This is a genomic window from Bradyrhizobium sp. USDA 376 (assembly GCF_054063675.1).
Genome location: NZ_JBSSGN010000001.1, coordinates 5,191,301 through 5,203,828 on the forward strand (window position 1 = coordinate 5,191,301; position 12,528 = coordinate 5,203,828).

Annotated in this window: 7 protein-coding genes; 5 read left to right on the forward strand and 2 right to left on the reverse strand. The window is 61.2% G+C overall.

Annotated features, from left to right (window positions below; genetic code table 11):
• Window positions 1–10 precede the first annotated feature (10 nt).
• Entirely contained in the window at window positions 11–3,745 is a 3,735-nt protein-coding gene (locus ACVJ19_RS24120; RefSeq protein WP_453951585.1) for a beta strand repeat-containing protein, read from the forward strand.
• Window positions 3,746–3,810: 65 nt separating this feature from the next.
• On the opposite strand, the gene ACVJ19_RS24125 is transcribed toward ACVJ19_RS24120, so the two are convergent.
• A complete protein-coding gene (locus ACVJ19_RS24125) occupies window positions 3,811–6,192 on the reverse strand; it encodes a S8 family serine peptidase (RefSeq protein ID WP_453951586.1) in 2,382 nt (793 codons plus the stop codon).
• A gap of 607 nt (window positions 6,193–6,799) precedes the next feature.
• Here ACVJ19_RS24125 and ACVJ19_RS24130 point away from each other — a divergent pair.
• Genes ACVJ19_RS24130 through ACVJ19_RS24140 form a run of 3 tightly spaced genes read left to right on the forward strand, consistent with a single transcriptional unit; the run spans window position 6,800 to window position 9,882 of the window.
• Complete coding sequence (locus tag ACVJ19_RS24130) at window positions 6,800–8,512, forward strand: type I secretion system permease/ATPase (protein WP_453951587.1); 1,713 nt, start codon at window positions 6,800–6,802, stop codon at window positions 8,510–8,512.
• A gap of 9 nt (window positions 8,513–8,521) precedes the next feature.
• Window positions 8,522–9,337 carry a hypothetical protein gene (locus ACVJ19_RS24135; protein WP_456739436.1) on the forward strand — a complete coding sequence of 272 codons (816 nt, stop codon included), beginning with the start codon at window positions 8,522–8,524 and terminating at the stop codon, window positions 9,335–9,337.
• The gene (locus ACVJ19_RS24140) at window positions 9,310–9,882 is read left to right on the forward strand and encodes an HlyD family efflux transporter periplasmic adaptor subunit (protein WP_456739437.1); all 573 of its coding nucleotides are present in this window, start codon (window positions 9,310–9,312) and stop codon (window positions 9,880–9,882) included. Before ACVJ19_RS24135 ends, ACVJ19_RS24140 begins: the two co-directional genes overlap by 28 nt.
• A gap of 172 nt (window positions 9,883–10,054) precedes the next feature.
• Here ACVJ19_RS24140 and ACVJ19_RS24145 read toward each other — a convergent pair whose 3' ends face one another.
• Complete coding sequence (locus ACVJ19_RS24145; protein ID WP_453951589.1) at window positions 10,055–10,684, reverse strand: hypothetical protein; 630 nt, start codon at window positions 10,682–10,684, stop codon at window positions 10,055–10,057.
• A 505-nt stretch (window positions 10,685–11,189) separates the two neighbouring features.
• Here ACVJ19_RS24145 and ACVJ19_RS24150 point away from each other — a divergent pair.
• Window positions 11,190–11,555 (forward strand): helix-turn-helix domain-containing protein, encoded by a 366-nt coding sequence (locus ACVJ19_RS24150; protein ID WP_453951590.1) that lies wholly within the window; start codon window positions 11,190–11,192, stop codon window positions 11,553–11,555.
• The last annotated feature ends 973 nt before the right edge of the window (window positions 11,556–12,528 follow it).

Below are 12,528 nucleotides of genomic sequence, written 5' to 3' on the forward strand. Positions count from 1 at the left end.
GGCTTAGGTCATGGCAATTTACAAGTACGATCCGGCGAGCGGCGTGTACGTTCTTGTCGACGACTCTCAGTTGATCGCCGATCCGACGCTCGCGGCCATCTCGATCAGCACCGACCAAGCCGATTACGCGCCGGGATCGACCGCCTATTTCACCGCGAACGTCGGCGTCGGCGACACCGTCACCTTTGAAGTCACGGACGTGAATGGCAACCCCGTATCCGGAACGAATGTGCCGTGGACGGTGACGGACGGCGGCGCCGGCGATCTCGACAACGTTGCGAACGGCGTCGTTCAGACGACCTGGAACGTCGGCTTCGACGCAGCCGGGGAGTCTTTCGTGCTGAGCGCGATCGACCAGACCGCAGGCCTGATGGCCACAACCGCCTTTACCGATTCCGGCGGCACTGCGACGACAGACATTTCGTACCAGGTCCAGGTCGACCTTTCGACCGTGGGCTCTACCGCCCAGGTCAATCAGGTGACCATTGAACAGATTCCGGTCGGTTCAACAGGCTCGTCCGGCACTGGTCAGTTTCCGTCGTTCTTGCGGATCCACAATGCCGGCAACAATAACACCGAACAGGGCTACAACACCGATGGTGACGTCAAGCCCAGCACCGGTGCGCAGGATTTCCAGTTCGATCAGGTTGGAGGCAACTTTACCCACTCCGTCCAACTGGGATCGATGGCGATCGTCAACGTCGGCGGGACGGACTACAGGGAATTCCGGCTGGATCTGGGCGAGAACGTCAACAACCTGATCTCCCTGGACGTTCTCAAGCTGTACTATTCATCCAATCCGGCACTCACCAGCTATGATCCGATAGGTGCCCTTGGCGGCACCGACACCGGCTTCGGTGCGGCGGCGACGCTGATCTGGAACATGGATGCAGGTGCCGACGGAGATGTCTCGCTCAAGCTGAACGACCTCTCCTCAGGCAATGGTCATCCGGACTACAGCTTCCTCGTCCCGAACTCCTTCTTCGCGGGGCTTAGCAACAGTTCCTACATATACCTGTATTCGGTCTTCGGTGGGGTGAGCGGCGAGCGGGTCGACGGCACTTTCGAGGAGTGGTCGTACCGGGCGTCCGGCAACGTCACGCCTCCACCCACCCCGCATGCGACGGTCTCCATCGCCAAGGACACTGTCTGCCCGGAGGATGGAGAGAGCGTCGCCGGCAAGACCTTGCTCTCGGGTGAAGACGTCAAGTGGACTTACGCGGTCACGAATACCGGAACGGTGGGTCTGAACAACGTCGTTGTGACCGACGACAACGGGACGCCCGGCACGACGGCCGACGATTTCACTGCGACTGCCGTCACCGTGACTTTCAACAGCCAGGAGTACAACGTCGGCGACGTCAATCATAACGGTATCCTGGATGCCGATGACGCCACAACGACCGGTGTCAACGAAGCCGAAACCTGGCAGTACTCTGCAACGGGGACGACGGTTGCCGGCGCCTACTCGAACACGGGGACCGTCACGACGAGCGCGACAGGCTATAACCCGGCCAATCCGCCCGCCGATCTCAATCCAACCGCATTCGACATCAGCGGCTACACCGGCGTAACGGTGGCTCCCGACTCGATCACCATCAAGAAGGAGGTGTCCGTCGACGGCGGTCAGACCTGGTCCGACGCCAACGATCCGACTGGACCGGTCCTGCTCACCGGGTACGACGATCCTCAGTATCGTTTTACGATCACTAACAATAGCGACGTGTCCCTCGACATTCACCTGGTCGACTCCAAATTGGGAATCGACCAGGTCGTCACCGTTGCCGGCAGCGGCGGGTCCGAACTCGTCGACGCCATCGGTGGTAGTCCAATCACCGCATCCTGGGCGGAAGGGCAGCAGACCAACACCGCGACGGTATCGGCGACCTTCACCGATGACTGTGAAAACACCGCGACCGCGAGCGACTCGGACGACGCCAATTATTTCGGCGCCAACCCCTCGCTGACGATCTCCAAGGACATCATCTGTCCGGATGACGGCGATGTCCTGAAAGCCGATACCAAGATCAACCTGCTCAAGGACTCCGACGGCAAGGTCGAGTATCGCATTACGGTGACGAACACTGGGAACGTCGCGTTTGCGAACCCGGTCGTCACCGACTCGCAGCTTGCGCTGGGGACGCACACGGACACCGGTACCGGGACGGCGGGCGACAACATCCTCGATGTCGGCGAGACCTGGACCTACACCGTGCTCGCCGATTGGGTTGCCGGTGGACCCAACACCAACACGGCGGATGTCAGCGTCAGCTTCACCGACGGTGCGAGCAACACGTTCACCGCCGATCCTTCCGATTCTGCCATCTACTTCGGGCTCGCTCCGCACATCACGTTGGACAAGAAGACGAATGGTGCGGATTCCGCCAAAGTCCTGGTGGGGCAGGTGATCAACTGGACCTACGCGGTCACAAACGACGGCAATGTCGGGCTGACCGGTGTCGGCGTTTCCGACAACAATGGCACGACGGGCACGACGGCCGACGATTTTGCCGCGGCAACGGTGTTCGGATCCAACGCGGATCTACTGGGGTCGGATACGACCCACAACATCGGCGACCTCAACAACAACAACGTGCTCGATGTCGGCGAAACCTGGCAATTCAAGGCGAGCGGAATTGCGGGGGCAACGGCCTACACCAACATCGGCACAGCCACGACCAATGCGGTCTCCGACGATTGCGGTGACTCGACGACGCCCACCGCAACCGATCCCAGCAGCTATACGCCGATCGGCGTGACGTTGGCCGGCCTGACCAAGGGTTATTGGTCTACACACCTCACGTTGTGGGATGCGACGTCCGGCGACGAAAAAGGCTCCGGCTCGGAGATCAACGTCGTTCCGAAGTACGACTGGGACCACGATACGAAGACCGGCTCGAACGATCTCAGCACGCTTACGACGAACGGTCCTTCGAGCAGTCTTGGACTCGTGAAAGGCGCCAACAACGGAGGCGGGGATTCCGGGCTTTTGATGGGCGACCTGAACCATGACGGTCTGGTCACTGGCGAGTCGGGTCATCTGTTCTTTGATCTGGCCTCCGCTCAGATACTCGCGAACAGCTCGGTCTCCGGCGACGCCCGCATCATCCTGGCGAGCCAGGCGGTTGCGGCGCAGCTCAACGAGTACAACGACTATATCTACGATCAGGCGCATGGCGGGCTGGCACCGGGCTTTGATGCATCCCCAACCGGCCTGATCGAGGAGGCGGTGTTGTGGCTGAAGGGGCAGGGTGCCTTCAGCAACGGCAACAGCAAGATCAATTTCTCGACTGCAAATGACCTGGCGTCACCAGCGGTTCAGGCTATCATCAACGATGCGGCCGGAACGGACTACACCTTGAACGGCAGTGCCATCACGTTCAAGAGCACGAGCATGTCCTCGAGCGACGACTCGTGGTCGAAGCTTGCTTCGACTGGATACTCTTATAAGTCGTCCTACATCGCGGCCAATACCGACAGCGATGCCGGCAACGACGTCACCACCACCGTGTATGCAAGCGGCGAGGGGCTGAAGAACGCTCTCGCCGCCTACAACCACGGGCTGGACGGTTCGACTGGCGGCTTCGTGATATCGACGGACGGCAGCCTGATCGGCTGGCAGGACAGCCTTGGCGGCCCGGTCTACGACGTTCAAGCCAATACTGTGGACGCGTTCTGGGGCATCATGGAAGATCAGAACCTGATCGGCCTGCATCCGATCGCGGGAATCGCCAATCACGCCTAGGCGGGACGAACTACGAAGTCCCAAGCAGGCCCCGCGGCGAAATCGCCGCGGGGCCTTTTTCTTGATCACACGATCAGGCTCCACGACGTCGTGCTCTCGTGAAGCAGCGTCGGCGCGATGCCGACGATGTCCACGATGACCTGCGGCGCCGCGCCGTTGTGCGCGTCGACGACCACGTTGGTGCCGCCCTTCGCATCGGAGACGAAGCTGAGCCAGCCATCGGTGAAAGCATTGCTGCCGCCATAGCCGATCGAGCTGAGCAGCTGCCCGACATTGATGGTGTTGTTGCCCGACACCCAGTTCAGGATCGTGTCGGTCGTGCTCGAAAGCGCATTGAACATGAAAATGTCGCTGCCTCCCGCGGCTTGCGCGGCGTAGAGGATATCCGCGCCCTTGCCGGTGACGATCGTGTCGTTGCCGAGGCCGGCCTGGATCGTGTCGCCGAAATCATTGGCGATGATCGTGTCGTTGCCGACGCCCGCCCAGACATTCTTGATGATCGAGGTGGACGCGATCTGAAGCGTCTTGCCGGCGATGGTGTCGGTCGCTCCCGGATTGAGATCCAGGTAGGAGCCGGTGGTCACGGCCGCGGTGTTGATCTGTGCGGTGCCGCTGGAGTCCGTGAGCACGACGCGGTTGCTTCCGGCCATGGTCGCGAATTCGTCGGTGTAGACGTAGGTGGTCGGGGTGGTTGGTGCATCGCCCAGCGCCGTCAGCGTCCAGCCGTTCAGCGTACCGCTGTTGCCTGATGCGCTGTCGGTGACTGTCAGGGTCCAGGTGCCCTTGGCGTCGCCGCCCCAGAAGCTGTTCGCCGTGGTCTCGAACACGATCCCGCCGCCGGTGCCGCCCGTGGGATGCGAGACGAGCGTGGCGCTCGTACCGTCGGGCCCGGTCAAGGTCACGGTTAGGTCGCCGGGGCTTGCGTGCGTGATGTTGAGATCGATCACCATCTTCTCGACCTTGAGCGACGAGGCGAAGGTGATCTGGCTGCTCAGGCTTCCGATGCCGTCCGGAATCGCGGCGTTGTCACCATGCGTCGCCGATTCCGTCGACATGTCGGCGTAGGTCTTCTGGTAGCGCCAACTTTCGGCAAGCCGAACCGCCGCCGTCGCGTCGACCAGTCCGAAGCCGTAGTCCTCGCTGTAGTGCAGGCCGCCTCCGTTCCAGTCATGGGCACCGTTCACGTGCCAACTGGCGCTGGTCGGGTCGGTCTGTTTGGAGGAATAAGCCAGGATATCCTGAATGTCGCGGAATCCCAGATTTGGGTTGGCCTGCAGCATCAGGGCGATGACGCCGGAGACCGCCGGAGCCGAATAGGACGTGCCGGAGATCGAGATGTAGTCGCCACTGGTGTTGTAGCCGGCGCTGCCGACCCGGTCGTCGCTATACGCGCCCCCCGGTGCCGAAACCAGGAGCGCTGCGCCCGGCGTGCTGAAGCTTGCAACGCGTCCGGTGGGATCGACTCCGGCAACGACGATGGCATACGGGTCGTTCTGGTAGTTGTGGTAGTTGACGTTGTCACCCGAGCTCCGGCCGTTGCCGGACGCGAAGACGATGCTGGTCCCGAGGCCACCGCGGCCGTACATGACCTCATTGAGGATGGCGGTCTTCGACGACGCGAACGCAGACGAGAAGAAGTTGTCCGAGTAGGCGGTCGTGTAGCCCCAGCTCGCGTTGACGACGTCCATGCCGCTCGAGAGCGTGTGGTTGAAGGCATCGGCAATCTGGCTCGGGCCGCCGCCGGTGCCGTAGCTGATGCGGAAGCCCGCGATCCCGGCATCGTAAGCCACGCCGACAGTACCGCTGCCGTCACGCGCGGCGCCGATCACACCGGCAACCGTCGTCCCATGACTGTCGGTCGACGTGCCGTAGGCATCGCTCCCGCCGTTGGTCGCGTCATAGTCCAGATTGAAGAGATAGTGCGAATGAAGATCGGTGTTGTTGTAATCGATGCCGTCGTCGATGACGCCGACCTTGACACCCAGTCCGGTATAGTTCTGCCAGGCCTTGGTGACATTGATGCCGCCGGTGCTACTGGTCAGATTCCATTCCTTGTAAAAGTACGTGTCACTGGGCAGCGTGCTGTTGCCGGTGGGTGGGTTCAGGGTCGGCGCCAGGATTGTTACAGCTACAAGTTTCGTTGTGGTGGTTCCCTGCCCAACAGTGGTGCCGGTGCCCGAGGTGCCACTTCCACCCGATGTGCTCCCGCCTGTCGTTCCGCTGGTCGTGGCACCTCCGCCACCCTTTTTCCCGGCGAAGCTCTCCGGACCGCCGCCGTCCGAAGCCGAAAAGCTCATTTCGATGCCATGACCCTGGTGCACCGCCGGAGTGTCCATCGATCCGACATTTGCCGAGGCGATGTTCAGTCCGATGAATTCCCATTCCAGAGCATGCGCATTCGCTTCAGAGAAATTCCCGTACTGATCATTCGCGCCCCGCTTGGCCATTGAAGCTCCTTGCCCTGTGCGACGGAAGAAGAAGCGCGTGATGTCGCGCGTCGGTGCAGGGATCGGGCGCCGGGGCGATTTAAAGGTGGGTAAATTCGGTTGTTAAGTTCGATTCAGCGGTTCCAGAGGGCTGACGCCGGCCGTTCAAATTTCGGAACTGATTTAACGGGGCATAAATCTGTTTTAAGCTCCGTTACGCCCGCGTTTCCGCTGCGGATGCCCGCCGGGCGCGGGACTTTCCCGCGCTCGCGTTTTCCGAAAATGTCGAATTATCAGCCCAAAACGCGGCATGTTGCAGCGCGAGAAAGAAAGGTTGCCCCCGCATTTCGAGCGCCTGTTGGACTGCGCTGGTGTCGTCGCTTTCCGTCAAGCCGCCACCTTTTTATGTGCGCTTCGCGCAACGTAACTCGTTTAATTCGCAAGGTGCCCGTAGCTCTACGGAGGCCTTTACCTTTCCAGCGAGGATTGATTTCGCGCGGCCTGGGGACTGTGCTAATCATTGTCTTGGATTAGATAAGAATTGTAACTTTTGTCGGCAGGCTATTTGGCCGGGCGTCATCGCTCCGGCGTGTTTTTTGATTAGGGGGGCGGGAATCCGCCGGATTGTGTGAGCGCGCCTTTCAAGAGGCCGGACGAGCTCCGGCGCCTGCTGCAGACATGCCAGGGTTATTTCGCGACGGCCGGCATCTTCAGCCTTGCCATTAACCTGCTTTATCTCGCCGGCCCGCTCTACATGCTGCAGGTTTATGACCGCGTGATCTCGAGCGCCAGCGAGATCACGTTGCTGATGCTCACGATTGCGCTGCTGCTGGCGTTCATGGCGCTTGCCGGGCTGGACGCGGTCCGCGCAAGGGTGCTGACCCGCGCCAGCATCCGCCTTGACCGCAAGATTGCCTCGCGGGTGATGACGGCGATCATCGATCGCTCCGCCAGCGCGGGCGGCGCCCGCAGCCAGGCGATCCGCGATTTCGATACGTTTCGCCAGTTCGTCACCGGGACGGGCATCCACGCCGTCTTCGATCTCCCCTGGGCCCCCATCTACATCGCGGTGATCTTCGCACTTCATCCGTTCCTGGGGGCCTTTGCGCTGGGGTGTTCGGTCATTCTGGTGCTGATGGCGCTGCTGAGCGAGTGGCTGGTGAAGCTGCCGCTCACGGAATCGAACGAAGCCGCCGCGCGCAGCTACAGCTTCACCGAAATGAGCCTGCGCAACACCGAGGTCGTGCGTGCCATGGGCATGACCGGCGGTCTGCTGCGGCGCTGGAGTCGCGATCGCGACAGGATGCTGGAGCGCCAGGTCGCGGCAAGCGACCGCGCCGCCGCGATCCAGAGCCTGATCCGTTTCCTGCGCCTCGCCATGCAATCGCTGATCCTGGGGCTCGGCGCATATCTTGTGATCGAGCGGGTCACGACGGTCGGTTCGATGTTCGCGGCCAGCATTCTGCTCGGCCGCGCGCTGCAGCCGGTCGAGCAGATCGTGGGATCGTGGCGTGGTCTCGTGTCGGCGCGTGCTGCGTTCCTGCGCATTCGCGAGCTGCTTACGGCGCATCCTCTTCTCGAGGCCGGCCTCACGCTGCCCAGGCCCGACGGGCACGTTGCGGTGGAGGCGCTCACCTTCGTTCCCCAGGGAAGCGCCAAGCCCATTCTGCGCGGCGTCACCTTCGCCGTGGAGGCAGGAGAGGTGCTCGGGGTCATCGGGCCGTCCGGGGCCGGGAAATCGACCCTGTCGCGCCAGCTTGTCGGCGTGCTGACACCCTCGGCGGGCGCCGTGCGGCTGGACGGTGCCGATGTCTCGACCTGGGTCAAGCGGGCGATCGGCGACCATGTCGGCTACCTGCCTCAGGATATCGAGCTGTTCTCCGATACGATCGCCGCCAATATCGGCCGCTTCGACGAGGGGAACGACAAGGACGTCATCCTCGCTGCCCAGCTCGCCGGCGTGCATGAAATGATCCTGAGGCTTCCGCACGGCTATGACACCCAGGTCGGAGAAGGCGGCGCAATTCTGTCCGGCGGCTTCCGCCAGCGGATTGGTCTGGCCCGTGCCGTCTATGGCAGCCCAAGCCTCGTCGTGCTCGATGAGCCGAGCTCGAACCTCGATGCGGAAGGTGATGTCGCTCTGGCAGATTGCATCGTGCAACTGAAAAAAGGCGGGACGACGGTTGTCATCGTCTCGCATCGGCCGGCGACCATCGGGGTCGTCGACAAGATTCTCGTCCTCAGAGATGGCGTCGCCGAAATGTTCGGGGCTCGTGCCGAGATCATGGCACGGCTGACCCGTCCTGTGCCCGTGCACGCCGTGCAAGGCTCAAGCAGCTAGGCTCGCCCAATGGCCATTTTAGATGGAACACCCAAGAATCTCGCCGCTGCTGGCAGCCGCGCCGGTCTTTCCGCCGGGCCGCCCAGCGACTCGATCAGGCGTATCTCTCTCGCCGGCTGGGCCATTGTTGCCGTATTCTTCGGCGGGATTGGTGCGTGGGCGTTGACCGCGCCGCTGAACGGCGCCGTCGTGGCAAACGCGGTCGTCAAGGTTGACGGCAATCGCAAGAGCGTCCAGCACCTTGACGGCGGCATCGTGAAGGAGCTGCGGGTCAGGGAGGGTGGCAAGGTCCGTTCCGGTGACCTCCTGATCGTGCTGGATGAGACCCAGGCGCGCGCCGAATACGAAGTTCTGACGCAGCAATGGGCCGTGCTTCGTGCCACGGAGGTTCGGCTCCTGACCGAGCTCGATCACGGATCCGAGCTCGTGATGCCGTCGGATCTGAAGGCGCGTTCCGAAGATCCCTATCTCAAGAGCGTCTGGAACGGGCAGGTCAGCCAGTTCGAGAGCCGCCGCGCCGCGCTGGAGGGACAGCGCAGCGTCATTCGCGAGAAGATCAACCAGCTCGGCTCGCAGATCGTCGGCGCCCAGGCGCAAGTGAAGTCATTTACCGACCAGATCAATTCCGTTCACAGCGAGGCGAGGGACATCGCGCCTCTCGTCGAGCGGGGCCTGATCGCGCGCGCCCGCGTATTCTGCAGCTGGAGCGTACCGCCTACGGCCTCGAAGGTCAGATCGCGGATTCCAACGCCAACATTGCCAAAGCCCGCCAGGCAATTGCCGAGCAAGAGCAGCAAATGGCGCAGCTCGACAATGATCGAATGACCGACGTGACCAAGGACCTTCGTGACACTCAAGCGAAAATTCTGGAAGTCATCCCGAAAGCCATGAACGCCAAAGCGGTCCTGGGGCGCATGGAGATCCGCGCGCCCTATAGCGGCCAGGTGGTCGGCCTCAACGTCTTTTCAGTCGGCGGCGTCATACAGCGCGGCGAAAAGATCCTGGACATCGTCCCGGAGCAGGATGGGCTGACAATCGAAGCGCAGGTGGCGGTGGAGGACATCAGCGACGTGCATCCCAACGTGCGCGCGGAAGTTCACCTCACGGCTTACAAGCAGCGGATCGTGCCGATCATTCATGGTGACGTCATCCAGGTCTCGGCAGATCGTCTGACCGACCCCAAGAGCAACAACCCGTACTACACGGCGTTCGTGCGAATTGATCAGGACGAGCTTGCGGCCATGCCGAACATCAAGCTTTATCCGGGAATGCCGGCAACCGTCATGATCCCGACCGTCCAGCGCACGGCATTTGAATATCTCGTCGGCCCATTGATCATGTCGTTCAATCACTCCTTCCGCCAGAAATAGGAAGCATGGGCGAGGTCGAGCGTGCTCGCGCGGATGGCGGTCAGGCTGCCATTAACTCGTGGCGCCAACGCGTTAATGCCCTTTTATGATGCGCCATGCCGGCCAAATCCTGGCGCGCAACGGCAGCGCAGAAAACCTGCCTGCGTCGCTCTAGGATTATTTGGATGCAGGACTACTTGAACGGGTCGTCGATCGACGCGGCTGACTGCCTCACGCGTCGAACGCCGATGGGAGAGCCGTCCGAAACGAACAGCAGTTCATAGCTCTGTCCTCGCGAGTCCGTTGCAGTGCAGGTGACACTCGAGACCCGCCGCGCGGCAAAGTTGCCGAACTGGCGGCAGATGCCGGTCGATGCCTCCTCCGCGGGCACCGGCAGCCCGTGGACCTTCGGCCGGTGCTTGGAGTTCAAGAGCATCCGATCGATCGGAAGCTCATAGGAATTGTCGTCGAAGCGCTTTCCTTTCTCGCCGGAGAAGGACACGACGTGGCCGTCGTCCGCCGGATCCTCGATAGCCACCGCGAAGCTCACGCGCCCGGCTTCGTTATGAGCGTAGACAACGGCCTTGCAGGCGTAGCTGCGACCCGCGATCTTGAGGGTCGTGCACCTGCCGGACATGTGTGCAAGGATGTCGATCAGAGGCTGACGATGCTCGATGCGCTTGGGACCCTCCGGACTTTGCTCTGCTGCCGGACGGGGCGCGGCCGTCTGCGCGACGCAAGGAGCCGCAAGAGCAAAAAGCGCCCCGGTCGACAGCAACAGCCCGGGCCGCAACCGACATAAAGAACGTCGCCAAATGGTCACGCAATCCCCTCTGCCGGGCTATGGCCGGCGATGAAGAAAAGCTCGTCCGGCCAAACCCTTACCCTGCTCAATCCGGCGCATAGTGACACTGGAGCGGCCACTGATCAATCGAGTGAAGGAGCGGCAGGGATTGCCTTGCCTGTTTACTTAACGCCGCCGAGGCATTACAGGGCCGTAACCGACCGGCCGCCCTTTGCCTCGGCGGAGCGGCCGTCTGCGGCGAGGGATATGTGTCACGCCGGCGTCGGGCTATGGAGTTAGGAACGCGTGACGCTGAACGAGATTGTCTTTCCAGTTGTGGCTCGGGCCTTGCATGGCTGGGCCGGCTGAACAAAACCGAAGAGGACAGGTTGGCTGACCGATTGCATAGGATTGCGACGGACCGCACCGGTTTCCGAGGGCGAAAACCTATAGATCTATCATTGACTTGAAAACGAACGAGACCGTAGTCTCGCCTGCTTTTGGTCGTTAACGCTGATTCCCAGACTGCAAATGGAATTTACAGGTGCCTAAATTCAAGAACAAGACGATTGCCAATTTCGGTTCGCGCTTGAAACAGCTGCGAGAAGAGCGGTCGATGACCATCACGGAGCTGGCTCGACGGATTGACGTGACTCCCCCTGCGATCTGGCATTGGGAGAAGCGCGGCAGGGTGCCCAAGCCCGCCACCATAAAGGCCGTGGCAAAGGTACTTAACGTCAGCGCTGAGTTTCTCGAGGACGGTGTTCATCTCGTGAATACTCAGGATCAAGGTCCCTCGGACCAGCTCTCGATGCGGCCGGAGGAGATGAGCCTCGAACAGCTGATCCGCGCCATCGAGGCTAAAGGCTTCCGCGTCCGGATCTCTTCGGTCGGCGATCGGGACATCTAGAAGGCGAAGCGCGCCGAATCTTGGCCCGGAATCTTGGCGAACAACGCCAAGCTCCTCTACCTATGTCTGTGTTGAACCCCGCGAAGTCGGCCGGCCTGCAATTAACGCGGGTGACTCGCTTACGCCAAACGGCTCCGTGAGTCCGGCAATCCTGGATACTGCATTTGCCGGCCAAGGTCGGTGCCGTCCGTCGGTCACGACCTCACGTTCGTGCTTCGACGAGCACTCCTCGGCCGAGTTTGGCGAGGCAGCGTTCAACCTGCAGCATCATCCAGCGCAAATGTGCAGCTGTTCGCTGATCGGTCTGTAACGCCTGAACGTCGCGGCGTGGTGCTCGGGGTGCAGTGGCATCCGGGATGCGGCACGACCGGCCAAAGATTCCCGGTCTCTCACGCTCGATAAAAAAACCGCGAGGCAGGACGGTATCGGAGCTGCTCTGACGCAACGCATGCTTTCGTTTCGTGGCATCCGCACCATTTACAACCTCAGGCTACATAAGGTGGAGTTGCGTATTTTGGCAAAATTTCTGCCGGGCTCTGCGCCTAAGTTATTGAGGAGGCACACGCCTCCTGAGCGGAGCTGATCATCGTCAGGAGTGTCGGGTTGCAATCACGGTCGTGTTTCAACCGGAATTTATTTCAACGAGTTGTCGATAAACTGCGCGGGAGTAAAGCGCTTGTAGCCAATCTGAGGTCGTGTCATACTTTCGTAGTTAAAGCCGATTTAAGCTGCGCGTAAATTTCGTTTAAGCCGCCCACTCGTCATTCGAAGGAGGCGATGCAATGAACAAGAATTTTAGCACCTTAAACATTTGGAATTTAGCTCGTCCTCTGTCGCGTGCCGTCGACGGCACGTGCACTCGATCTCTCCCCGGCACACATCACTAGCCTTCTCAAGCGCGTAGTGCTTGAGCCGCCTTGCGTACGCGAATTTGCTGCTCGCCGTTCGGTCCATTTTTTGATGGGGCATTCCG

Coding starts and splice junctions, on each gene's coding strand:
- ACVJ19_RS24135 (WP_456739436.1), top strand. CDS start 8,522: ATGGCCATTTTAGATGGAACACCCAAGAATCTCGCCGCTGCTGGCAGC.
- ACVJ19_RS24120 (WP_453951585.1), top strand. CDS start 11: ATGGCAATTTACAAGTACGATCCGGCGAGCGGCGTGTACGTTCTTGTC.
- ACVJ19_RS24140 (WP_456739437.1), top strand. CDS start 9,310: ATGGCGCAGCTCGACAATGATCGAATGACCGACGTGACCAAGGACCTT.
- ACVJ19_RS24125 (WP_453951586.1), bottom strand. CDS start 6,192: ATGGCCAAGCGGGGCGCGAATGATCAGTACGGGAATTTCTCTGAAGCG.